23 protein-coding genes are annotated in these 23,305 nt (G+C 72.7%); 12 read left to right on the forward strand and 11 right to left on the reverse strand.

The features are described from left to right. The first annotated feature begins 88 nt into the window (after nt 1–88). From DTL70_RS17365 to DTL70_RS17380, 4 genes are all read left to right on the forward strand, one after another. Complete coding sequence (locus tag DTL70_RS17365) at nt 89–931, forward strand: nitrilase-related carbon-nitrogen hydrolase (protein WP_114022866.1); 843 nt, start codon at nt 89–91, stop codon at nt 929–931. An 86-nt stretch (nt 932–1,017) separates the two neighbouring features. After that, the gene (locus DTL70_RS17370; RefSeq protein WP_114023189.1) at nt 1,018–2,355 is read left to right on the forward strand and encodes an aspartate aminotransferase family protein; all 1,338 of its coding nucleotides are present in this window, start codon (nt 1,018–1,020) and stop codon (nt 2,353–2,355) included. Beyond that, the gene (gene hydA / locus DTL70_RS17375) at nt 2,352–3,752 is read left to right on the forward strand and encodes a dihydropyrimidinase (RefSeq protein WP_114022867.1); all 1,401 of its coding nucleotides are present in this window, start codon (nt 2,352–2,354) and stop codon (nt 3,750–3,752) included. Before DTL70_RS17370 ends, hydA begins: the two co-directional genes overlap by 4 nt. 12 nt (nt 3,753–3,764) lie before the next feature. Then, the gene (locus DTL70_RS17380) at nt 3,765–4,790 is read left to right on the forward strand and encodes a TIGR03842 family LLM class F420-dependent oxidoreductase (protein ID WP_114022868.1); all 1,026 of its coding nucleotides are present in this window, start codon (nt 3,765–3,767) and stop codon (nt 4,788–4,790) included. Nucleotides 4,791–4,853: 63 nt separating this feature from the next. Here the strand turns inward: DTL70_RS17380 and DTL70_RS17385 are convergent, their stop codons facing one another. Further along, nucleotides 4,854–5,174 (reverse strand): GNAT family N-acetyltransferase, encoded by a 321-nt coding sequence (locus tag DTL70_RS17385; protein ID WP_114022869.1) that lies wholly within the window; start codon nt 5,172–5,174, stop codon nt 4,854–4,856. 39 nt (nt 5,175–5,213) lie between these two features. Further along, nucleotides 5,214–5,816, reverse strand: a complete 603-nt coding sequence (locus tag DTL70_RS17390) for a thioredoxin domain-containing protein (RefSeq protein ID WP_114022870.1) — start codon at nt 5,814–5,816, stop codon at nt 5,214–5,216. A 248-nt stretch (nt 5,817–6,064) separates the two neighbouring features. Here DTL70_RS17390 and DTL70_RS17395 point away from each other — a divergent pair, with 248 nt between their 5' ends. After that, on the forward strand, nt 6,065–6,958 hold the full coding sequence (locus tag DTL70_RS17395; RefSeq protein WP_114022871.1) for an NAD(P)H-binding protein: 894 nt from the start codon (nt 6,065–6,067) through the stop codon (nt 6,956–6,958). 121 nt (nt 6,959–7,079) lie between these two features. Here the strand turns inward: DTL70_RS17395 and lplAB are convergent, their stop codons facing one another. Together lplAB and DTL70_RS17405 are read right to left on the reverse strand one after the other, a co-directional pair. Continuing rightward, nucleotides 7,080–8,135 (reverse strand): lipoate-protein ligase LplAB, encoded by a 1,056-nt coding sequence (gene lplAB / locus DTL70_RS17400; protein WP_114022872.1) that lies wholly within the window; start codon nt 8,133–8,135, stop codon nt 7,080–7,082. 10 nt (nt 8,136–8,145) lie between these two features. Further along, nucleotides 8,146–8,643, reverse strand: coding sequence for a hypothetical protein (locus DTL70_RS17405; RefSeq protein ID WP_114022873.1), 498 nt, complete (start codon nt 8,641–8,643; stop codon nt 8,146–8,148). A 564-nt stretch (nt 8,644–9,207) separates the two neighbouring features. Between DTL70_RS17405 and DTL70_RS17410 the strand changes: the two genes are divergently transcribed. Beyond that, nucleotides 9,208–9,552, forward strand: coding sequence for a DUF3870 domain-containing protein (locus tag DTL70_RS17410; protein ID WP_220183627.1), 345 nt, complete (start codon nt 9,208–9,210; stop codon nt 9,550–9,552). Nucleotides 9,553–9,711: 159 nt separating this feature from the next. Continuing rightward, on the forward strand, nt 9,712–10,857 hold the full coding sequence (locus DTL70_RS17415; RefSeq protein ID WP_114022874.1) for a DUF819 family protein: 1,146 nt from the start codon (nt 9,712–9,714) through the stop codon (nt 10,855–10,857). A gap of 113 nt (nt 10,858–10,970) precedes the next feature. Here DTL70_RS17415 and DTL70_RS17420 read toward each other — a convergent pair whose 3' ends face one another. The 3 genes from DTL70_RS17420 to DTL70_RS17430 form a co-directional block, all read right to left on the reverse strand. Beyond that, on the reverse strand, nt 10,971–12,026 hold the full coding sequence (locus DTL70_RS17420; protein WP_114022875.1) for a C40 family peptidase: 1,056 nt from the start codon (nt 12,024–12,026) through the stop codon (nt 10,971–10,973). A 105-nt stretch (nt 12,027–12,131) separates the two neighbouring features. After that, on the reverse strand, nt 12,132–13,235 hold the full coding sequence (locus tag DTL70_RS17425) for a mandelate racemase/muconate lactonizing enzyme family protein (RefSeq protein ID WP_114022876.1): 1,104 nt from the start codon (nt 13,233–13,235) through the stop codon (nt 12,132–12,134). Nucleotides 13,236–13,238: 3 nt separating this feature from the next. Continuing rightward, on the reverse strand, nt 13,239–14,147 hold the full coding sequence (locus DTL70_RS17430; RefSeq protein ID WP_114022877.1) for a serine hydrolase: 909 nt from the start codon (nt 14,145–14,147) through the stop codon (nt 13,239–13,241). A gap of 262 nt (nt 14,148–14,409) precedes the next feature. Here DTL70_RS17430 and DTL70_RS17435 point away from each other — a divergent pair, with 262 nt between their 5' ends. Beyond that, entirely contained in the window at nt 14,410–15,210 is an 801-nt protein-coding gene (locus tag DTL70_RS17435; RefSeq protein WP_114022878.1) for a FadR/GntR family transcriptional regulator, read from the forward strand. A 116-nt stretch (nt 15,211–15,326) separates the two neighbouring features. On the opposite strand, the gene DTL70_RS17440 is transcribed toward DTL70_RS17435, so the two are convergent. Next, nucleotides 15,327–16,136: a 3-oxoacyl-ACP reductase family protein gene (locus DTL70_RS17440; protein WP_425470378.1), complete on the reverse strand. Its 810-nt coding sequence runs from the start codon at nt 16,134–16,136 to the stop codon at nt 15,327–15,329. Between the two features lie 154 nt (nt 16,137–16,290). Between DTL70_RS17440 and DTL70_RS17445 the strand changes: the two genes are divergently transcribed. Beyond that, on the forward strand, nt 16,291–16,986 hold the full coding sequence (locus DTL70_RS17445; RefSeq protein WP_114022879.1) for a B3/B4 domain-containing protein: 696 nt from the start codon (nt 16,291–16,293) through the stop codon (nt 16,984–16,986). 84 nt (nt 16,987–17,070) lie between these two features. Here DTL70_RS17445 and DTL70_RS17450 read toward each other — a convergent pair whose 3' ends face one another. After that, nucleotides 17,071–17,844 (reverse strand): SIR2 family NAD-dependent protein deacylase, encoded by a 774-nt coding sequence (locus DTL70_RS17450; protein WP_114022880.1) that lies wholly within the window; start codon nt 17,842–17,844, stop codon nt 17,071–17,073. A gap of 59 nt (nt 17,845–17,903) precedes the next feature. Here DTL70_RS17450 and DTL70_RS17455 point away from each other — a divergent pair, with 59 nt between their 5' ends. From DTL70_RS17455 to DTL70_RS17465, 3 genes are all read left to right on the forward strand, one after another. Continuing rightward, nucleotides 17,904–18,725 (forward strand): inositol monophosphatase family protein, encoded by an 822-nt coding sequence (locus DTL70_RS17455; protein ID WP_425470379.1) that lies wholly within the window; start codon nt 17,904–17,906, stop codon nt 18,723–18,725. A gap of 18 nt (nt 18,726–18,743) precedes the next feature. After that, entirely contained in the window at nt 18,744–20,174 is a 1,431-nt protein-coding gene (locus DTL70_RS17460; RefSeq protein ID WP_114022881.1) for a phytoene desaturase family protein, read from the forward strand. Nucleotides 20,175–20,315: 141 nt separating this feature from the next. Then, complete coding sequence (locus tag DTL70_RS17465; protein WP_114022882.1) at nt 20,316–21,416, forward strand: glycerate kinase; 1,101 nt, start codon at nt 20,316–20,318, stop codon at nt 21,414–21,416. A 230-nt stretch (nt 21,417–21,646) separates the two neighbouring features. Here DTL70_RS17465 and DTL70_RS17470 read toward each other — a convergent pair whose 3' ends face one another. Both DTL70_RS17470 and DTL70_RS17475 read right to left on the reverse strand, forming a co-directional pair. Continuing rightward, entirely contained in the window at nt 21,647–22,555 is a 909-nt protein-coding gene (locus tag DTL70_RS17470; RefSeq protein ID WP_114022883.1) for a CDP-alcohol phosphatidyltransferase family protein, read from the reverse strand. Beyond that, nucleotides 22,542–23,231 (reverse strand): phosphatidylserine decarboxylase, encoded by a 690-nt coding sequence (locus DTL70_RS17475; RefSeq protein ID WP_245979434.1) that lies wholly within the window; start codon nt 23,229–23,231, stop codon nt 22,542–22,544. Before DTL70_RS17475 ends, DTL70_RS17470 begins: the two co-directional genes overlap by 14 nt. Between the last annotated feature and the right edge of the window lie 74 nt (nt 23,232–23,305).

Consider the following 23,305-nt stretch of genomic DNA (forward strand, 5'->3'; position numbering starts at 1 on the left):
GTCACGCGCTCCGAGGCGACTTACCGTCGCAACCTCACGTATGTCTACGCGTGTCGAACAGGCTGCCGCCCTCACGAAGGAGCTGCTCATGCCCGATGTCGTACGTGCCGCGCTGGTACAGGCGACCTGGACAGGCGACACCGAGTCGATGCTCGCCAAACATGAGAAGCACGCCCACGAGGCCGCCCGCCAAGGAGCGCGGATCATCGGCTTCCAGGAGGTCTTCAACGCCCCCTACTTCTGCCAGGTGCAGGACCCCGAGCACTACCGGTGGGCCGAACCGGTGCCGGACGGGCCCACCACCCGGCGGATGTCCGAACTGGCCAGGGAGACGGGCATGGTGGTCGTCTCCCCGGTCTTCGAGGTGGACGGCTCCGGCTTCTACTACAACACCGCCGCCGTCATCGACGCCGACGGCACCGTCCTGGGCACCTACCGCAAGCACCACATCCCGCAGCTGCCGGGCTTCTGGGAGAAGTTCTACTTCCGCCCCGGCAACCTGGGCTGGCCGGTCTTCGAGACCGCCGTCGGCAAGGTCGGCGTCTCCATCTGCTACGACCGGCACTTCCCCGAGGGCTGGCGCGCCCTCGGTCTGGCCGGCGCCCAGATCGTCTACAACCCCTCGGCCACCTCGCGCGGCCTCTCCTCCCACCTGTGGCAGCTGGAACAGCCCGCGGCCGCCGTCGCCAACGAGTACTTCGTCGCGGCCATCAACCGCGTGGGCACCGAGGAATACGGCGACAACGACTTCTACGGCACCAGCTACTTCGTCGACCCGCGCGGCCGGTTCGTCGGGCAGCCCGCCTCGGACAAGGAGGAGGAACTGCTGGTCCGCGACCTCGACCTGCGGATGATCGACGAGGTGCGGCAGCAGTGGGCCTTCTACCGGGACCGGCGCCCCGACGCCTACGAGGGGCTGGTGCGGCCGTGAGCCCGGAGCCCAAAGCCACCGCGGGCTCCGCCGCCGAAGCCGCCACCGCCGTACCCCCGGCCCCCTCCACCGACGTCCACCGCGCGCTGCACGCCCGCCACCAGGCCGTGCTCCCCGACTGGACGGCTCTCTACTACGAGCAGCCGCTGGAGATCACCCACGGCGAGGGCCGCCACGTCTGGGACGCGGAGGGGCGCCGCTACCTGGACTTCTTCGGCGGCATCCTGACGACCATGACGGCCCACGCGCTGCCCGAGGTCACCAGGGCCGTCAGCGAACAGGCCGCGCGGATCGTGCACTCCTCCACCCTCTACCTCAACCGCCCCATGGTGGAGCTCGCGGAGCAGGTCGCGGCGCTGTCCGGCATCCCCGACGCGCGGGTCTTCTTCACCACCTCGGGCACCGAGGCCAACGACGCCGCACTGCTGCTGGCCACCGCCTACCGCCACTCCAACCAGATCCTGGCCATGCGCAACAGCTACCACGGCCGCTCCTTCACCACCGTCGGCATCACCGGCAACCGCTCCTGGTCGCCCACCTCGCTCTCCCCCCTCCAGACCCTCTACGTGCACGGCGGCGTCCGCACCCGCGGCCCCTACGCACACCTGGACGACGCCGCGTTCACCGAAGCCTGCGTCGCCGACCTGCGCGACATGCTCGGCCAGGCCGGCTCGGGCGTCGCCGCGCTGATCGCCGAACCCGTGCAGGGCGTCGGCGGGTTCACCTCGCCGCCCGACGGGCTCTACGCCGCCTTCCGCGAGGAGCTGAAGCAGCACGGCATCCTGTGGATCAGCGACGAGGTGCAGACCGGCTGGGGCCGCACCGGCGACCACTTCTGGGGCTGGCAGGCCCACGACGCGGCGGGACCGCCCGACATGCTCACCTTCGCCAAGGGCATCGGCAACGGCATGTCCATCGGCGGCGTCGTCGCCCGCGCCGAGATCATGAACTGCCTCGACGCCCACTCCATCTCCACCTTCGGCGGCAGCCCGATCACCATGGCCGCCGCCCGGGCCAACCTCGCCCACCTGCTCGCACACGACCTCCAGGCCAACGCACGCCGCGTGGGCGGACTGCTGCTGGAGCGGCTGCGCTCGGCCGCCTCCCCCAGCGTCACAGCGGGAGGTACACCCCGGCTCGGAGTCGTCCGCGAGGTGCGCGGGCGCGGGCTGATGGTCGGCGTCGAACTCGTCGACCCTCGCACCGGCGAGCCCTCGCCACGCGCCGCCTCGCTGGTGCTGGAGGCCGCACGGGAGGGCGGCGTCCTCATCGGCAAGGGCGGCGGCCACTCCGCCCCGAGCGTGCTGCGCATCGCCCCGCCGCTCTCGCTGACCGTCTCCGAGGCCGAGGCGGGCGCCGCCGTGCTGGAGACCGCCCTGCGCACCGCCGAGGCCGAACTCGTCCGAGGAGGAACCGCGGTATGAGCACCACCCTGATCACGGGCGGCCTGGTCGTCACCGCCGCCGAGGAGATGCAGGCCGACGTGCTGATCGAGGGCGGCCGCGTCGTCGCCGTCGTCGACCGGAACGCCGCCGTCGCGCAGAGCCTGACCGCCGACCGTGTCCTGGACGCGAGCGGCCTGTACGTCATCCCGGGCGGCGTCGACGCCCACACGCACATGGACTTCCCCTTCGGCGGCACCTTCTCCAGCGACGACTTCGCCTCCGGCACCCGCGCCGCCGCCTGGGGCGGTACGACGACCATCGTCGACTTCGCCGTCCAGACCAAGGGCCACGCGCTGCGCGAGGGCCTGGACACCTGGCACGCCAAGGCCGACGGGCAGGCCTGCGTCGACTACGCCTTCCACATGATCCTCTCCGACGTGAACGAGGGCACTCTGCGGGAGATGGACGGCCTCGTGGAAGAGGGCGTGACCTCGTTCAAGATGTTCATGGCCTACCCGGGCGTCTTCTACAGCGACGACGGCCAGATCCTCCGCGCCATGCAGCGCACCGCCGCCAACGGCGGGCTGGCCATGATGCACGCCGAGAACGGCATCGCCATCGACGTCCTGGTCGAACAGGCGCTCGCGGCGGGCCGCACCGATCCGCGCCACCACGGCGAGGTCCGCAAGGTGCTGCTGGAGGCGGAGGCCACCCACCGGGCCATCCAACTGGCACGCGTGGCGGGCTCCCCGCTCTACGTCGTCCACGTCTCCGCGCAGGAAGCCGTGGCGGAGCTGGCCACCGCCCGCGGAATGGACCTGCCGGTCTTCGGCGAGACCTGCCCGCAGTACCTCTACCTGAGCACCGACGAGTTGGCCGAGCCCGACTTCGGCGGCGCCAAGTACGTGTGCAGCACGCCGCTGCGCCCCGCCGAGCACCAGGCGGCGCTGTGGCGGGCGCTGCGCACCGACGACCTCCAGGTGGTCTCCACCGACCACTGCCCCTTCTGCTTCACAGGCCAGAAGGACCTGGGCAAGGGCGACTTCTCCAAGATCCCCAACGGGATGCCGGGCGTCGAACACCGCATGGACCTGCTCCACCAGGCCGTCGTGGACGGGCACATCACCAGGCGCCGCTGGATCGACATCGCCTGCGCGACACCGGCCAGGATGTTCGGCCTCTACCCGAAGAAGGGCACCCTCGCGCCGGGCGCCGACGCCGACATCGTCCTCTACGACCCGCACGCCGAGCAGACTCTTTCGGCTCAAACCCACCACATGAACGTCGACTACTCCGCCTACGAGGGCAAAACCCTCACGGGCCGGGTGGTCACGGTGCTCTCCCGCGGCGAGACGGTCATCGACCGCCGTACGTACACGGGCCGCGCCGGAAGCGGCCAGTACGTGCCGCGCGGGATCTGCCAGTTTCTGAACTGAGGGGTTGTGCCCATGGACTTCGGACTCGTGCTCCAGACCGATCCCCCCGGCTCCGCCACCGTCTCCCTGATGCGCCGCGCCGAACGCAACGGCTTCACCTACGGCTGGACGTTCGACTCCCCGGTGCTGTGGCAGGAGCCGTACGTCATCCACAGCCGCATCCTCGCGCACACCACGCAGCTGACCGTCGGACCCATGGTCACCAACCCCGGCAGCCGCGCCTGGGAGGTCACCGCCTCCACCTTCGCCACCCTCAACGAGATGTACGGCAACCGCACCGTGTGCGGCATCGGGCGCGGCGACTCGGCGATGCGGGTCGCCGGACGGCCGCCGGGTACCCTGGCCAGGCTCGGGGAGGCCATGACCGCAATCCGCGACCTGGCCGAGGGCCGGGAAGCCGTCGTGGACGGCACCCCGATGCGGCTGCCGTGGGTGCGCGAAGGGCGGCTGCCGGTGTGGATGGCGGCCTACGGACCCAAGGCGCTGGCGCTGGCAGGCCGGGAGGCGGACGGCTTCATCCTCCAGCTGGCCGACCCGGTGCTGACCGCCTGGATGGTCGGCGCCGTGCGCGAGGCGGCCGTACAGGCCGGACGGGACCCGTCGGCGGTCACGATCTGCGTGGCGGCCCCCGCCTACGTGTGCGAGGACACCCCCGCAGCGCTCGCGCACGCCCGCGAGCAGTGCCGCTGGTTCGGCGGCATGGTCGGCAACCACGTCGCGGACCTGGTGGCGCGCTACGGCGAGCACTCGGACGCGGTACCCGCGGCCCTCACCGCCTACATCAAGGAACGCGAGGGCTACGACTACGCCCACCACGGCCGGGCCGGCAACCCGGACACCGCCTTCGTGCCCGACGACATCGTCGACCGCTTCTGCCTGCTGGGCTCCGAGCAGTCCCACGTGGCGCGGCTGCGGGAGCTGGCGCAGCTGGGCGTCGACCAGTTCGCGCTCTACGCCATGCACGACGCCAAGGAGCACTCGATCGACGCCTACGGCACGGGGGTGATCCCCGCGCTGGCCGATCGCCCGCAGCGGTGAAGGCCCCCGCGCGGGGGCGACGGGCCGCTGCCGTGCGGAGCGACCGCGGGGCGCCCCGGCCGTTCAGCCGGGCTCGTGCTTGTCGTGCTTGTCGTAGACCAGCGGCTGGTAGTCGGGGTGCTCGCGGATGTAGCGCGCGAAGTACGGGCAGACGGGTGCGACCTTCTCGCCCGCCTCCTGCACGGCCTGCAGGATGTGGTGCGAGAGGGCGCCGCCCACGCCCCTGCCCTCGAAGGCCGGTTCGACCTCGGTGTGCGTCACCGCGACCACGCCCGGGGCCCGCAGATACTGCGCCACCCCCGCCAGGGTGCCGCCGATGCGGGCCTCGTAGCGGCCCTCGGCGGCGTTGTCGGAGAACTCGATCCGCTGCTGCTCCTCGGCCATGCTGCTCACCGTGTCCCTCGGCTGTCCGCCTGCCGTTCCTCACTCCGTCGCGTCGTGGATCTGCGCCGTGAACTGCTCGGGCCGCACCGCTTCGCCCGCGGCGTCGAGGACGGCGACGGGGCGGTCGCGGAAGAGCACCGTCGGGGTCGCCGCGACGCCGCTCGCGTCGAAGACACGGCCGACCCGCCGCGCCCACGAGTCGTAGGCCGGGTCGAGGACGGCGTCGTCGAACGTGTGGCTGCGCAGCCTCGGCACGTCGTTGGCCAGGCCCAGCAGCATGCGTTCGGCGGCGAAGCCGTCGTGCTCCTCGTGCGGCTGGTTGCGGTAGAGGGTGTGCAGATACGTCAGGAACTGCGGCTGGCCGACGTCGGCCGCGGCGCCCAGCGCGGCCAGCGCCCGGTGCGAGCCGTGCCCGCCCAACTGGGCGTCGATGAAGGTGCCGAAGTGGTGGTGGAGCACGAACTCACCCGCGTCGGCGAGCTGCCGCATCGTGTCCCCCAGCGCGTTCTCCACGGCCCGGCAGTAGGGGCAGCGCAGGTCCAGGTACAGGTCCAGCACCGGCGGTCCGGGTTCAGGCGCCTGCGGGTCGGCGCCGTAGACGACCGTCGTGCCGCCCTCACCAGTCGTGTTCGCCGGAATCATGCCGCAAGCCTCGCCGCGCCCCGCGCGGCCGGCAACGCCGGGCGGGCCACCGGAGTGACGCCGCCCGACGCGGTGAGCGTGGGGGCCGGGGCGGCGGCAGGCGCCCGGCTTCGGCATCAGGGCGAGGAGGCGGTGGCAGAGCACGCTGTTGAAGTGAAGCGCACTTCAACTTGCACTCTGGTGTCCGCACGCCCCACCGCACGCGGCGGCCGTGCGGATTTCTCACCTCGCTACGAAGGAGAACCACCGTGATTCTGGTGACCGGAGCCACAGGAAAGGTCGGCGGGCAGGTGGCGGCACAGCTTGCGGAGGCGGGCACCCGGGTGCCCGCCTCCGCAAGCTGTGCCGCCACCCGACTCCCCGACGGGGTCGAGCCCGTACGCGGCGATCTCGCCGACCCCGCGAGCCTGGCGGCGGCTGTGACGGCGAAGGTGGACGGCGTCTTCCTCATGTGGCCGCTGCCCCACGCACGCGGCGCGGCCGAGACCGTTACCCTCCTCGCCGAGCACGCCCGCCGCCTCGTCTACCTCTCCGCGCGCGGCGTCCCCGAGGCCGGCGAGGCCGGGAAGTCGGCCGGCGAGGCTGCCAAGACGGGCGAGGCCGCCGAGGAGAGGGAGGCGGACATCCTTGGCACCCACGCCCGCCTCGAACGCCTGGTGCGCGGGTCCGGTGCCGAGTGGACGCTCCTGCGCCCTGGCGGCTTCGCGAGCAACACCCTGGGATGGGCCGCGCACGTGCGCGCGGGCGGCCCCGTACGCACCGCCTCTCCGCAGGCGGGACGCGCCCTCGTCCACGAGGCCGACATCGCCGCGCTGGCCGTCCGCGCCCTGCTGACCGACGAACTGGTGGCCACGGCCCCCGAGATCACGGGCCCCGATGTGCTCACCCAGGCCGAACAGGTCGCCACCCTTCGCGAGGTCCTGGGCCGCCCCCTCACGGTGGAGCGCGTCTCCCGTGCCGAGTCCAGAACCGAACTGATCGGCGCGGGCGTCCCGCCGGTCTACGCGGACGCCATCCTGGACGCCCACGCCGCGATGGAGACCACCCCCGAGACAGTCGCCCCCGACACGGCGCGCCTCCTCGGCCGCCCGCCGCTCACCTACCGCCAGTGGGTGGCCGACCACGCGGCGGACTTCGGCTGAGGACCCCGGCTGAGGACCTCGGCTGAGAATCCCGGCTGATGATCGACTCCGGGGCCCGCGCCGCGCACTCCAGCCGGGGAACCGCTGCCGGGTTCTTCGGCTGGAGGAGCCCGGCGCCCCGTCACGGCACCCTGGCCGTCCACTCCTCGCTGCTGTACCGGGAGAGCGCCAGCTCCTCGGCGCGTGCCATCTCCTCGGGCGTCACGCCGCCCTCGGTCAGGCCGTAGCGGCCGCGGAAGGAGGCGATCATCCGTTCGATGACCTCGCCGCGCGGCAGACCCGTCTGGCGGCGCAGCGGATCGACCCGCTTCCTGGCGCTCCTGGTGCCCTTGTCGGACATCTTCTCCTTGCCGATCCGCAGCACGTCGAGCATCTTGTCCACGTCGATGTCGTAGGACATCGTCACGTGGTGCAGCACCGCGCCACCGCCTTGGGCGAGGCGCTTCTGGGCGGCACCCGCGATCTTGCCCTCCTTCGAGGCGATGTCGTTGAGCGGCACGTACCAGGCCTTGATCCCCATGTCGCCGAGCGCGGTGAGCACCCAGTCGTCCAGGTAGGCGTAGGAGTCGGCGAACGACAGGCCCGAGACGAGCGAGGCGGGCACCGAGAGGGAGTAGGTGATGGTGTTCGCCCGCTCCACGAACATCGCGCCGCCCCCGGAGATCCGCCGCACCACCGTCACCCCGTGCCGGGCGGCGCCTGTTGGATCCACCTCGTTGCCCAGCGACTGGAAGCTGCCGATGATGACCGCGGGGGAGTCCCACTCCCACACGCGCAGGGTCGGCGCGCGGCGCCCCGCGGCGACCTCCTCGGTGAGGACCTGGTCGAGAGCCATATGGAGGGCGGGCGACTGCGGTGACTCGTGGATGAGCTGCCAGTCGTAGTCGGTCCAGTCGGTGGCCTGCGCGAGAGCGCGGCGCACGGCGACGGCGACCCCTTCGGCGGTGAGGCCGTACATCACGGTTCCCTCGGGCAGTGCCGCCTCGACGCGGGCGGTGAGTCCCGCCGTGTCGGTGTCGGAGGGCGCGCCTTCGAGCGCCTGGTCGATGGCGGTGAGGGCCTCGTCGGGTTCGAGGAAGAAATCCCCCGCCACGCGGACGTCGCGCAGCACCCCGCCCTCGTCGTCCAGGTCCACCACCACGAGCTTGCCGCCCGGAACCTTGTACTCCCCGTGCACCCCGGACCACCTATCTGCGCCATTTGCCCCGACCGGTCTCCAACCATACGTCCGTGCCCAGCCGCCGGGACCTGCGCGAGTGGCTGACCAGCAGGAAAGTGGACATCACCAGCGTGCAGGACAGGGCGACGACGGCGAGCCGCTTGTCGTCGAACCACTCGGGCTCGTACATGTCGGGGAAGGGCCCCAGCTCGCCGACATGTACGAACGCGTACACCAGCAGCAGCACCAGCGCGGCCGCCGAGAGCAGCCAGGCGAACGCGTCGGAGACGGCGCGCCACCTCACCAGGACCAGCAGCGCCCCGAGCGCGGAGAGCCCCGCCTCGATGCGGAACAGGTCGCCCTGGCTGATGTCGGCGCTCACCCGGTCGTAGCCGCCGGAGAGGGTGGCGTGGACGTAGGCGTTCACGGCGAGCCCGCCCGCGGACAGCACGCGGGCGCCGACCTGTACGGCGCGGTAGGCGGGGCTGTGCGCCGCGGGTGGCTGGTTGGAGCTGGTCGCGGTCATGGCCTGCGCCTGCCTCTCCCCGGGTCGGCGCCCGATATGGCTCCCCGTGGGGGCCTTCGCGCGCTGCTGGCCGGCCCTCCGGCCCGGGGCGCTCGGCCGGTCGGTCGGGCGGCCTGGTGCGGGCCGCCCGACCAGAGCACCACGAGCGCGGTGCCCCGGCCACTCGGCAAGGGCCGTCCTGCGTACGCCCACCGGCACGCGGAGGTCTGCCGGTGTGCGGGCGTCCGCCTACGTGCGGGCGTCCGCCTACGTGTGGCCATCCGTCGGCGTGCGGCCATCCGTCGGCGTGAAAGGGAAAGGCGGTCCGGGCCCGCCTCGCGACGCGGAGAAGGGGTGGCCGGACAAGTCGAAAACCGAATAGCCTCCAGGGTCGGCGGTAACTCCCGCAGGGTAAGAGGGAAGGCTGTTATGGATTGCGGCTGCCGGGGGTGCGCGGAACGGAAACCGGGGACGGCGGGAGGCTTCCGACCTGCCCTTGTGTGCCGGATGACAGTTCGATAACGTCTGCCCCCGAGCGTCTTTGACGACTATCCAACCTCGACACTCCGCGATTAGCCTGCCGCCATGCCCATGTCGTTTACCAGTACACCTTCGCCGGATTCGTCGATCTTCGTGACCGGTGAGGCGAAAGCGTCTGCGAACAACCCGATCACCACGCAGTTCGGGATGTTCTACATCGCGCTGGTCGTCGAAAAGGGCACGCACCGAATCCTGGATGCGGAATGCTCGGCGACGTTGGCCCTGACGAACAGCTTCGTCAAGAGCTTGATCGCCGGAGAGTGCATCACGGAGGAAGGTCTCCTGGCGGAACGGATCACCACCCGCTACCACGGCTCCTCGCAGCGCGCGCTGCTCACGGCGCTCCGCAACGCCGCCACCAAGTACCGCGCCGCCGTCGGGCTCACGTAGCCACCAGGCAGGACCGAGTCGATTGCCTGGTCCCCACCGGACGCAGATCCAGTCGCCCTGCACTCCATAGGCATGTCCGTGCCGACCGTGCCCGGCTGCGTGTCGAGTACGCGCCAGGCGCCGGCACCGGCTTACCAGAAAGGCTGTGGCGACCCCCACATGATCACTGATGGCTTCCTGTACCTCGGCGTGCTGCTAGGGCTGGCGGCGTGCATCGTCTTCGTATCGCAGCGCGGCAGATCCCGCTTCTTCCGCTACGTTCCGGGATTCGTCCTGATGTACCTGGGCACCGCCGCGTTGAACACCGCGGGGCTCTTCGGAGAGTCCGACTCGGTCGAGTCGACCGGCGGCTCGGTGCAGGACGCGCTGCTTCCCGCGATGATTCTGCTGCTGCTCTTCAAGTGCAACATCCGGCAGATCGTCAAACTCGGCCCGAAACTCCTGCTGACCTACGCCGTGACGGCGCTCAGCATCGTCGCCGGATTCGTCGTGGCGTTCCTCTTCCTGCACGGTGCGCTCGACGACGGTGCGTCGAAGGCGCTCGGCGCGCTCGCCGCCTCCTGGACGGGCGGCTCCGCCAACATGGTGGCGGTCCAGGGCGTCGTCCACGCGCCGGAGAACGTCTTCGGCTACGCCCTCATCGTGGACACCGTCATCTACTCGCTGTGGCTGCTGGTGATGTTCGGCTCGGTCGGTTTCTCCGAGCGCTTCAACCGCTGGACGAAGGCGAAGACCGCCTCCTTCGCACAGCAGGAGACGGCCGACGAAGAGGACCGCATGGACCTCACCTCGCTGATGACCCTCATCGGGTTCAGCCTCTTCGTCTCCGCGGCGGCGACCTGGGTCGGCGGGCAACTGCCCGAGGTCGGCGACGTCATCAACGCCACGACCTGGACCATCCTCATCGTCAGCATCCTCGGTCTGGTCATCGCCGTCACCCCGTTCGCGAAAACGGCGGGCTCGTCCGAGCTGGCCATGATCATGCTCTACCTCATCATCGGCATCATCGCCTCGGGCTCCGACTTCTCGTCGCTGACCGACGCACCGCTCTACCTGCTCGTCGGCGTCGTGGTCATGGTGGTGCACGCCGGGGTGATGGTCGTGTACGCCAAGCTCACCCGCACCGAGCTGTTCAGCCTCGCCGTGGCCAGCACCGCGAACATCGGCGGCGTCGCCTCCGCGCCGGTCGTCGCCAGCGCCTACAACCGCCAACTGGTGCCGGTGGGTGTGCTGTTCGCGCTGATCGGCGCGTTCGCCGGCACGTTCCTCGGACTGACCACGGTCCAGATCCTCTCGGTCATCTGACGACCGAGAACACCGCGGTGCCCGGCGCGAGCCTTCTCGCGCCGGGCACCGCTCGGTCCGAGGGACCGGCTGGCGTCACCCGGACTCTCCGGGTGCGCCGGTCCTGCTCGCCCTCACTCCTCCAGGAAGCGCCTCGCGCCCCAGTAGTCCCCGTCCAGCCGGGCCTCGGTGATCCGCACCGGCGTGGCCGCGTCGTACGCCTCGATCGTCCGGCCGTCCCCGACGTACAGGGCGACGTGATAGATCGACCCGTCGTCGTGGGCGTAGAAGAGCAGGTCGCCGGGGCTCAGGTCGGAGACGGCCACGGGCCGACCGCCGCCCTCCCGCGCCTGCGCCTGCGCGTCGCGCGGGATGTCGAGACCGAGGGTCTGGTACACGGAGGAGGTGAACCCCGAGCAGTCCAGGCCGAAACCGGAGCGCCCGCCCCACACGTAGGGGGTGTGCAGGAAGCTCTTGGCGTAGGTGACGACGTCGGCGCCGGTGGGCGTGGGGATCGCGTCGGCCGAGGGGTGGACGTGGACGTCCCGCGCGCTGACCCAGGCGGGCTTGTCGTCCGGCGTGTCGACCAGTACGGCGCGTCGGGTACGGGCGAGTTCCGGCAGCCGGGTGCCGGCGCTGACCTGGAGCTTCTTCCGGTGCCTGCCCGCGTCGCCGTACAGCCAGGTGGTCGTGGCCCGGTCGACCTGCACCACGGGCCTTGTGTCGAGCGCGCGGCCGTAGGAGGGGTCCCGCGTGAGCTGGTTCTTCGGTATCCAGCCCGGGTAGCCGAGGGGGTTCTTGGGGGTCGCCTGCTGGGGCACGGCGACCTTGTACCAGTCGCCCTCGGAGTCGAGGATGCGCACCCGGCGGCCGTAGAGCGCCTGCGTCTGGGTGATGTTGCTGCTGGTCAGGTCGCGTTTTTGGTCCAGCGTCATGTCCTTGAGCCACCGCCGGGGGTGGACCGGATCGGTCAGGGCCGGCTTGTCGACGGGCCGGGGGCTGTCGGGCGAGGTCCACACGGTGGCCACGGCCACGTCGACATAGGCGGTCTTGGGGGTGGAGGCGGTGGGCGGGTCGGCGGGCACGTCGGGCACGTCGGCCGCGCCGGCGGGCGCGGCGACGGCGGCGACGGACGCCAGGGCGGCCGCCGAGGCGAGCGCGAGCCGCAGACGGGTGGGGGTGGGGCGCACGGGGGTCCTTTCGGGTTGGTTTTCCTGCCGGTCGGGTCTCTTACCGGAGGGGCCTCTTGCGGTGGGTCGCGCTCCGCTCCGCTTCCGGCCGGGGGGAGCGGGCGGTCAGCGGGGAGAGAGGGCGGGCGCCGGGTCGGCGAGTGCCGTGATGCCGAGACCGGGAGCGTCGGACAGGACGAGTGCCGCGCCGTCGTAGCGGGGACCGCCGGCCACGGGGGAGTGGGTGAGCCACCAGGCCGCGTCGAGGTCCGCGACGGGCCCGCCGCCTGAGGCGGTCGCGGCGAGCGCCGCGGTCGCCGCCACGCCGACGTGGGTCTCCATCATCGAGCCGAAGAGCACCCCCACCCCCGACGCCTCGGCCAGCGCCACGAGGTGCCGGGCGGCCCTGAGCCCACCGCACTTGGCGAGCTTGACGTTGATCAGGTCCACCGCGCGTGTCCGGACGAGGTGGAGGGCGTCGCGCGGGGACCAGACCGACTCGTCCGCCATGACCGGCAGCCCGACGGCGTGCGTGACCTCGGCGAGCCCTTCGATGTCGCCTGCCGCGACGGGCTGCTCGACGAACTCGACGTTCAGCCCGCGGTCCTCCACGGCGCGGACGAGGCGTATGGCCTCCTTCGGCGTCCACCCCTGGTTGGCGTCGACCCGCAGCACGGTCGAGGCGCCCGCCGCCTCGGCGATCTCGGTGAGCCGCGCCAGGTCGTCGTGCTCGCCCCGGCCGAGCTTGACCTTCAGCACGGTGAACCCCTCGGCGCGGCGGCGCCGGGCGGCGTCCCGCATCCGCTCCGGGGTGTCGACGGCCAGGGTGACGTCGGTGGCGACCGAGCGCCTGGTGGTGCCCAGCAGTTGGCCGAGAGGCACCCCCAGGCGGGCGGCGGCGAGGTCGTGCAGGGCGCAGTCGACGGCCGAGACCGCCGCCTGGTTCCCGGTGACGGTGGCGGCCAGGGCCCGGGTGGCGGGCTCCAGGTCGTCGGGGTCGCTCCCGGTGACGGCGGCGGCCAGGGGCCCGGCGACGGCCGCCTCGGCGCCGGCGATGCTGGATCCTGTGACCCGCCAGTTCTCGGTGGCCTCGCCCCAGCCGCTCCTGCCGTCCTCGTCGCGGATCTCGACCAGGAGCGCCTCCACCTGGGAGGTGGAGCGGACGGCGGTGACGAAGGGGGTGTGCAGCGGGACGCGCACGCGGTGCGTCCGCACGTCGGTGACGGGCATGGGCTACTCCTCGCCCTCGGGTGCGGCGGCACCGGGTGCAGCGGCCCCACGTGGGTCGGCCTCGGCGGGGCCGGCCCCGGTCGTACCGGCCCCGGGCGCGACCTGACCCAGCCGCTGCCGGTCGAGCCAGCCGGCCTCGGCGACGCGGTGGATGGCGGACCTGGCGCTCTCCTCGGGCCCTCCGGCCACGCAGACCGCGAGCAGGTAGGGCGGCGCTTCGGGGGGTTCGACGAGCGCGACGTCGTGGAGCACCCCCGTGACCCAGCCGTTCTTGTTGGCGACGGGGGTGCCAGGCGGCAGCGCGGCCGGGATCTCCTGGGTGTAGCGCTGCTCGCGCAGAGGCCGCAGCAGACGCGGGTCGCCGGTGTCCAGCAGCGCCTGCATGACCTGGACGGCGGCGCGCGCGGTGACGGTGTTGGTCAGACCGGCCTCCGCGGCGGCCCGGTCGCCGATGGGGCGCTGCACCACCAGGCCCTCGGGGCAGGCTGCGGCGACCTGCCCCAGCCCGAGGTGCTCGACGACGACGCTGGTGGCCAGGTTGCTGCTGGAGCAGATCATCCGGTGGCACAGCCGGCGCAGCGTCATCTCGCCGCCGAGGTGGTGCCAGGGCTCGTCGTCGTTGTCGTAGGCCCGGTCCGCGCGGTACGTGCCGCCGACGGCCGAGGCGAACTCCTCCCGCACGGTCACCGCGCGGTCCAGCGCGCCGGCGCGGTGCGCCGCCAGCAGGACGGCGAGCTTGATCATGCTCGCCGCGTAGTGGGGGCGGTCGGCCTGGTGCGTGACGGCGGGGGGCGCGCCGAGGCGTCCACAGCACACCGAGACCTCCAGCCCCTCATAGCGCGCGGCGGCGGCCGCCGCGAGCCGGGCCGGTGCCTCCGCCGAACCGTCCTGGGTGCCGCCGGTCGTGCTCACCGCCGCCTCCGCGGGTGCCGGACCTGTGGTGCTGCGCCGTCTTGCGGGCGCGGGGCCGAGGGCATGGGGGCCTCCTTGAGGGTGTCGAACCGTGCGCCAGGCATCCTCGCCCCGAAAAGGTAAGCAATCAAGACCTTTTTCTTTCGGTGGGTCACGGCATACGGTGGACGCCGCCCTCCGCGGCGGGCGCGGGCAGCCGCGTGCCCCGCACGCCGTGGACCGCGGACGGCGGGGCGGTCACGCAGGGGAGTCAGGAGCGCGGGTGCACCAGGAAGAGCCGGTCGGCGGCGAAGCGGACGCCGACGCGCCGGGACGGCGCGCGAGCGCGCTGGGCCCGGTCAAGGTGGCCTCCGCCGTCGACGAGGTCGCCGACCGGCTGCTGACGGCGATCGCGCTGGGCGAGTTCAGCGTCGGCGAGCGGCTGCCCGCCGAACGCGACCTGGCCGCCGTTTTGCAGGTGGGCCGGCCCACGGTGCGCTCCGCGATCGGACGGCTGCACGAGTCAGGCTGCCTGGAGGTCGTGCGCGGCAGGGCGGGCGGCCACTACGTACGGGCCGGCTGGCGCGAGGAGTCGGGGCCCGCCGTGCGCCGCACTCTGCTGCCGCGCTGGGAGCGGATCAGCGAACTCTTCGACACCCGCGCCCTGGTGGAGTCCCTCGTCGCCCGCACCGCCGCCGAGCGGTGCACGCAGGAGGACTCCCGCGACATCGAACGCGCGCTCGCCGCGTACGTCGAGGCCGTGGGCGAGGGCGAACCCGCCAGGGCGCGGCGGGCCGACGGGGCGCTCCACGCGGCGATCGGACGCGCGGCGAGGAACGAGCCTCTGGTGCGCTACGCCCGGCAGCTGCTGGCCGACATCGGCGCGGGATTCCCCATCGAACCCTTCCGAGGCGACAGGGTCGAGCAGGCCCTGGCCGACCACCGCGAGCTGAGCGGGGCCGTCATGGCGGGCGACGCCGACACCGCGGCGCGCGTCGCCCGCCGGCACTTCGTGCTCACCGAGGAGACGCTCCGCGCCGCCCTGGCGCGGAGCCTGCCGGGCGAGGACGCCGCTTCCCTCTGAACCGCGGAACCCGCGCGCTCGCGAGCGCGCGGGTTCCCCTGAATCGGCGGCTGAGCCGGCGGCCGCCCGTACCCACTCGCAGAAGCCGGATCCGGTGACCACCGTGCGCAGCGGATTCAGGCGGCGAAGCCGCCGTCCACCGCGAGCGACGCCCCTGTGATCCAGCGGCCGGTGTCGCCCACCAGATGGGCCACCGAGTCGGCGATCTCCTCCGTGGTGCCGTACCGCCCCAGCAGGGTGAGGGCGGCCTGGGCGGCGCCGCCGTCGCCGTCGGCCGGGTTCATGTCCGTGTCGACCGGTCCCGGCGCCACCTGGTTGACGGTGATGCCGCGCGCCGCCAGCTCGCGGGCCAGGCCCTTGGTCAGCCCGGAGACGGCCGCCTTGCTCATGGCGTAGAGGGTCATGCCGGGGAAGGGCACGTGGTCGGCCACGCAGCTGCCGATGTTGACGATCCGGCCGCCGTCGGCCAAGTGCGAGGCGGCCGCCTGCGCCACCAGGTAGGCGCCGCGCACGTTCGCCGTCAGTACCCGGTCGAGTTCGGTCTCCTCCACCGTCTCCAGCGCGCCCATGGCGCCGGTGCCGGCGTTGTTGACCAGGATGTCCAGCCGCCCGAACGCGCCGACCGCCCCGTCCACGGCCGCCCGTACCGACGCCGCGTCCGCGAGGTCGGCCCGTACGGTCCAGGCCCTGGCGCCGCTCTCCTTGACGCGCTCGGCCACGTGCCGGGCCAGCTCCTCGTTCGACTGGTACGTCAGCGCCACGTCCGCGCCGTCCGCTGCCAGCCGCAGCGCCACCGCCGCCCCGATGCCTCTGCTGCCGCCGGTGACGAGGGCGGCCTTGCCGGCCAGCGGCCTGGCGGCCGTGTGGGTGGGCATCGTCGTCTCCAGTGTCTTCGTCGTCGTCTCGGGTGTCGTCTCGGTGTCCATGTCTCGATGTTCGACCAGTGCCCAGCCGGAAACCGGCGCTCTTCGGACGGCGCGTTCCCCTCGCTTTCGCAGTTCGTTGCGTTGCACTTGCTGGTACGGTGGAGTGGACCATGCGGTCCTGCCCCCTATCGCGAGGAGGAGCGAGACGCTCACCATGAACACCACCGACGAATGGCTGCACGCCGCTGCCATCGACCCCTCCGTCGGCGCCCTGCGCCCGGACTACCGCGCGCTGCTGATCGTCGCCGAGGGCCTGCAGCCGGGCCCTGGCGACGCCTTCAGCGAGGAGCTCCTCGCCGAGGCCGAGGCCAAGGCGTGCGACCCCGAGCAGCACCCGCACGTCGCCGCGTGGCGCGAGGCGTTCCGCGCCTTCGGCGCGAAGCCCAAGCGCACACGGCCCAGCGTCGACGCCCTCCTGCGGCGCGCTCCCGAGGGACTGCCCCGCGTCGACCGGCTGACCGACATCTACAACGCGGTCTCCGTCGCGCACGTCGTCCCGCTCGGTGGCGAGGACCTCGACCACTACGCCGGTCCGCTGCGCCTCACCCGGGCCGAGGGCACCGAGCCCTTCGAACTGATGTCGGGCGGTGAGCCGGTGACGGAGAACCCCCGGCCGGGCGAGGTGGTCTGGCGGGACGAGAGGGGCGTCACCTGCCGGCGCTGGAACTGGCGCCAGTGCGTCCGCACCCGCCTGACGTCCCGGACCACGCGCGCCGTCTTCCTCCTCGACGCCCTCGACCCCATGGACGACCCGGCCCTGGAGACCGCGGGCCGCGCCCTGACGGACGCCCTGGCCGCGAGCAGCCCGGGCGCGGTGACGACCTCACGTCTGCTGCGGGCGGCCTCCTGAGGACCACTCCGGCCGTGGGGGCGGGCCAGCGCCCGGGCGGCCGGCTCCCGGAGGGCAGCCCGCCCTCCGGGAGCCGGCCGCCGCTCAGCCGTGCAGAGCGGCGAGCAGCGTGGGCAGGGACTCGCTGATGGGGTCGCGCACCACCTCGTCGGCCAGCGCGTCGTACGGGGTGGGTTCGGCGTTGACGACGACGAGCCTGGCGCCGTGCTCGGCGGCCAGCCCCGCCAAGGACGCCGCGGGCTGGACCTGGAGGCTGGTGCCGACGGCGAGAAAGACGTCGCAGGCGCGGGCCACCGCCGCGGCCGAGCCCAGCACCTCCGCGTCGAGGGCCTGCCCGAACATCACCGTGGCGGACTTCAGGACGCCGCCGCACTCCAGGCAGGCCGGATCGGCCTCCCCGGCCCCGACCCTGGTCAGCGCGCTCTCCATCGTCGAGCGCGCACCGCAGGCCGTGCACACCACCGAGCGGGCGTTCCCGTGCAGCTCCAGCACCTTGCGTTCGGGGACGCCCGCCGCCTGGTGGAGCCCGTCGACGTTCTGGGTGATGACGCGGACAGGCGTACCCGAGGCATCCAGGCGTGCGATCGCGTCGTGCGCCGTGTTGGGCCGCGCCCGCCACACCGGGCTCTCGCCGCGCAGGGCCCACGAGCGCCGGCGGATGTCCGGGTCCGCCATGTAGTACGCGTAGGTGACCAGCTTCTCGGCTTCCGGATCCCGGCGCCACACCCCCTGCGGGCCCCGGTAGTCGGGGATGCCCGAGTCCGTGGAGATCCCGGCTCCGGTCAGGATCGCCACCAGCGGTGCCGCGCCGCTCCCGGACCCGCCGTCCCCCGCGGGCGCGCTGTCACGTTCGGTCATGGTTTCCAGCGTAGATCCCGGTCTCGCCGCCCGTCCCCGCCCCGTGCTTCCATGGAGCGGTGATCGACGACGAGCTGATGACAGCGGTGGAGGAGGCCGTCCGCGAGGCGGTGGACGCGGAGGTCGTGCCGCGCTGGCGCAAGCTCGCCGAGGACGAGATCACCACCAAGTCGGGCAGCCACGACCTGGTCACCGTCGCCGACCAGCGCGCCGAGCAGCGCCTGTCGGACGCGCTGCGCGCGCTGCTGCCGGGATCGGCCGTCGTGGGCGAGGAGGGCGTGCACGCGCACCCCGCCTCCTATGCCGCGCTCGCCGGGGAAGAGCCCGTGTGGATCATCGACCCGATCGACGGCACCCGCCAGTTCGTCGCCGGGGAGGAGGGTTTTTGCACCATGGTCGCCCTCGCCCACCACGGTGAGACCCTGGGCGCCTGGATACACGCCCCCGCCCTCGGCCGGACCGTCCTCGCCAGGCGCGGGGGAGGGGCCCTGGTCAATGGCGAGCCCCTGTACGCGGGTTCGCCCGAAAGCGGGGCGCCGTTGCGCGTCGCCGTCTCGCACCCGGACTACACGGACGAGTCCCAGAAGCGCTCGCTGCGCGGGCTGCACACCGAAGGCGTGGACGTACGCGACACCGGCTCGGCGGGCCTGGAGTACCTCGCCCTCGCCGAGGGCCGGCTGGACGCGGTGGCCTACACCTGGGAGGCCGCCTGGGACCACGCCGCGGGGCTGCTCACGGTCACCGAGGCGGGGGGCGCGCACAGCACCGTCGCGTACGCCCCCTTCCGCCTCGCGGGGGACAACGCGCTTCCCTTCACGGCGGCGCGTGACGCGGACACGACGCGGCGTATGGTGGGCCTCCTGCGCGAGCAGCACGACTGACGGCGAGGGGAGCCACACGTGCCAGCGATCCGGGACGCGGTCGTCGTCGGAGCAGGCCCCAACGGGCTGACCGCGGCCGTGGAGTTGGCCCGCCGCGGGTTCGACGTCGAACTGTTCGAGGCGCGGGACGCGGTGGGCGGTGGCGCCCGCACCGAGGAGCTGACGCTGCCCGGCTTCCGCCACGACCCCTGCTCCGCCGTCCACCCCACCGGCGCCGGATCGCCCGCCTTCCGTTCCATGCCGCTTGGCCGGTACGGACTCGAATGGCTGCACCCCGAACTGCCCATGGCCCACCCGTTCCCCGACGGCAGCGCCGCCGTGCTCGCGCGCTCCGTGGGGGAGACGGCGGCCTCGCTCGGCCCGCGCGACGCGGGAGCCTACCGCCGGCTGGTGGGCCCCTACATCGGCCGCTGGGAGACGCTCGCCGAAGACTTCTTCGGCTACGGCTCGGTGCTCAACGGCCGCTTCCCCCTCGACCCCCTCCAGCTCCTTCGCTTCGGGATGACCGGGCTCCAGCCGGTCACCTGGTCGAAGGCCAGGTTCCGGGACGCCAAGGGCCCCGCGCTGTTCGCCGGCATGGCGGGCCACGTCATCGCACCCATGAACAACCCCTTCATGATGGCGCCGGCACTCGTCTTCGCGCTCGCCGCGCACGCCGTCGGCTGGCCGGTACCGCGCGGCGGCTCGCAGGCCATCTCCGACGCGCTGGCCGGCTACCTGCGCGCACTGGGAGGCCTGATCCACACCGGCGTGGAGGTCAAGCGCCTCGACGAGCTGCCGCCCGCGCGCGCCTACGTCTTCGACACCTCACCGACCGCGCTCGCCCGCATCGCGGGCCTGGGCAGCGCGTACGACAACGTCCGCTACGGCGCCAGCCTCTTCAAGATCGACTATGCGCTGGACGGCCCCGTCCCGTGGACCTCTCCCGAGGCGGCCCGCGCCGGCACGGTGCACATCGGCCCGACGCTCGACGACATCGACACCGCGATGAAGGACGCGGTGGTCCGCGGGCGCGCCCCCGAGCGGCCTTTCCTGATCACCTCGCAGCCCAGCCTGACCGACCCGACCCGCGCCCCCGAGGGCAAGGGCGTCTTCTGGGCGTACGGGCACCTGCCCAACGGCTGGAGAGGCGACGCCACCGAGGCCGTCGAGCGCCAGATCGAGCGCTTCGCGCCGGGCTTCCGCGACCGGGTGCTCGCCCGCGCCACCGCGGGGCCGCCCGAGCTGGCCGCCCGCAACGCCAACTACGTCGGCGGCGACATCGCCTGCGGCTCGGCGGCCGGGCTGCGCCTGCTGATCAGGCCCAAGCTCACGCGCGTCCCCTACGAGACCGCGCACCCCGCCGTCTACCTGTGCTCGTCGGCCACCCCGCCGGGCCCCGGCGTGCACGGTATGGCGGGGCACCACGCGGCCCGCGCGGTATGGCGCAGGCTGCACCGCAGGGTGTGACCGCCGTCGGGTCGACGACGGCCCCATGGTCGGGGAAGCCGCCCGCCAGATAGGGTCACGACGGCGCGACTGCCTGTTCGAACAACAGAGAGACCCAGGGGCAGAACCATGACTACGACGGCGCGGACCACACCGGCGCGCGTGCTGATCGCCGCGGACAAGTTCAAGGGATCGCTGACGGCCGTCGAGGTCGCCGACCGCGTGACGGCCGGAATCCGGAAGGCACACCCCGAGGCGGAGGTCGAGGCCGTACCCGTGGCCGACGGCGGCGACGGCACCGTCGCGGCGGCCGTCGCCGGCGGCTTCACCCGCCACGAGGTGGAGGTCACCGGGCCGACCGGTGCCCCTGTCACCGCCGCCTTCGCGCTCCGCGAGGGCACGGCCGTCGTGGAGATGGCCGAGGCGGCAGGTCTCCAGCACCTGCCGCCGGGGGTCTTCGTGCCCCTGACGGCCACCACCTTCGGCGTCGGCGAACTGCTGCTGGCCGCACTCGACGCGGGCGCCACCACGATCATCCTCGGCGTCGGGGGGTCCGCCACCACCGACGGCGGCGCCGGCATGCTCGACGCCCTCGGCGCCCATCTCCTGGACCGCGACGGCGACTCCGTGCCATGGGGCGGCGGCGGGCTGCGCGAGCTGGTCACTGCCGATCTGTCGACCGTGGACGCGCGGCTGAAGAACGTCGAGGTCGTCCTCGCCAGCGACGTCGACAATCCGCTGACGGGCCCCAAGGGCGCGGCCGCCGTCTACGGCCCGCAGAAGGGGGCGAGCGAGGAGGACGTGCAGCTACTCGACGGCGCCCTCACGCACCTCGCGGAGATCCTCGGCGAGCAGGAGGCCGCCGCGGCGCCCGGCGCGGGCGCGGCGGGCGGCATCGGGTTCGGCGCCCTGGTCGGGCTCCGCGCACGCTTCAGGCCCGGCATCGACCTCCTCATGGAGGAGCTGGGCGTCGAGGCCGCCATCCAGCGGGCCGCGCTCGTGATCACCGGTGAGGGCTCGCTGGACGAGCAGACCCTGCACGGCAAGGCTCCGGCCGGTGTCGCGGCGGCTGCCGGGCGGGCCGGCAAGCCCGTGGTGGCGGTGTGCGGGCGGCTGGCCATCGACCGCAAGCAGCTCAGGGCCGCCGGGATCGAGCGCGCCTACGCGCTGACGGACATCGAGCCGGACGTCCAGCGGTGCATCGCCGAGGCCGGGCCGCTGCTGGAGCAGCTCGCCGAGCAGCTGGCCACCGACCAGCTCTGAGCTTTTCCCCTACCTCGGCCCTTCCCGTTTGCTGGGGGCGGGCTGAAAATGCAGCCCGTCTGGGGGCGCCTCCCGGACGGAGTCCGGGGGAGATTGAGGACGAGCGAAGCGATAACCGGGGGCCTGGGGGCAGCGCCCCAGGAAACGGTGAAAGGGCGGGGCAGGGGCTCTGGTCACGACAAGAGGGGCCCGCCACACGCGTGGCGGGCCCCTCTCCTGCGTGACGGTGACTAGCCCTGCGCGGCGGCCCGCGCCTCGCGGCGGTTGTCGCGGAAGGCGTTCACCCGGCGTGCCGTCGCGAACAGCGGGATGACGGCCCCGAGGACGACCTGGAGCGCGCATCCGGTCTGGAGCAGCAGCTCGCCACCGGGGGCGTCGAACGCCCACGAGGCCAGCAGACCCATGCTGAGCACGATCCAGCAGAGCATGGCCACCGCGAGCCGTCCGCGCGGCTTGGGGTACTCGACGCGGCTGACCATCAGCCATGCCACGCCCAGGATGCCCAGCGCGGTGGGCATGAACGGCAGCTCCAGCAGCACGATCGAGATGACGGTCAGCGCCCCGAAGGGCCCCGGCATGCCCTGGAACATCCCGTTGCGCATGGGCACGCAGGAGAACCGGGCAAGCCGCAGCACCACCGCCAACAGCACCACGATCGCGGCGACCACGGAGACGCGCTGGTTGGCGTCGTTGGCGACCATGCCCCACACGGCCACGAAGTAGGCGGGGGCGAGACCGAAGCTGATGAGGTCGGAGAGGTTGTCCAGCTCGGCGCCCATGGCCGAGCTGCGCAGCTTGCGTGCGACCAGCCCGTCGAAGAGGTCGAAGACGGCCGCCATCAGCATCAGCACCACGGCCGTGGCCGCGCTGTGCCGGGCCATGCCGCCGTCCTCGCTGCCCGTCAGGTGCGGGATGAGCACGCCCGTGGTGGTGAAGTACACGGCCATGAAGCCGCAGGTGGCGTTGCCCAGCGTCAGCGTGTCCGCGATCGACAGGCGCGTCGAGAGTGGCATCTCGTCGTCGGCGTCGTCCTCGAAGTCGTCCGCGGCGAAGTCGTCCGCGAAGTCGGTGTCGCGCTCGGCGGTGCGTTCGGCACCCGGGGCCCAGGTGGGCTGGGCGTCGGGATCAATCACGGTCAAGGCGAGTCACCCCCGCTGTCGTGGCCTGGCCGACCTCCACGGCGGCCTCTACCCCCTTGGGGAGGTAGACGTCGACCCGGGAGCCGAACCTGATCAGCCCGAGGCGCTCACCCTGCTCGACCTTGGCGCCGCTGGGCAGGTAGGGCACGATACGCCGGGCGACGGCGCCGGCGATCTGCACCATCTCGATGTCGCCGAGCTCCGTGTCGAAGTGCCAGACGACGCGCTCGTTGTTCTCGCTCTCCTTGTTGAACGCCGGAACGTAGCCGCCGGGGATGTGCTCGACGGACGTCACCGTGCCGGCCAGCGGCGCGCGGTTGACGTGGACGTTCAGCGGGCTCATGAAGATGGCGACACGGGTTCGGCCGTCCTCCCACGGCATGATGCTCTGCACCACGCCGTCGGCCGGGGAGATCACCCGGCCCTGACCGATTTCCCGCTCCGGGTCGCGGAAGAACCACAGCATCCCGGCTGCGAGGGCCGTGGCCGGCACGGCGACCAGCGCGGCGCGTGGCGACTTGCGCACGCGCGCCAGGCTGAGGGCCGCCGTCGCGACGGTCGGCACGAGCCACGGCGAGGCTCCGCGCGCGAGGCGCACGCGGGGCGCGCCGCTCGCGCCGGAAGCCGGTCCCGGCAAGGGTGAGCCGCTGGGTGCAGTGGTAGGGCTGTGGGGCATGAATGACCTTCGTAGCGGAGGGAGCCGCTTAGGAGACAGGGGACGGCGGCTTTCCCGGGATGCTATCGGTTTCT

The sequence above is a fragment of the Streptomyces diacarni genome (assembly GCF_003323715.1).
In the GTDB taxonomy this organism is placed as follows: domain Bacteria; phylum Actinomycetota; class Actinomycetes; order Streptomycetales; family Streptomycetaceae; genus Streptomyces; species Streptomyces diacarni.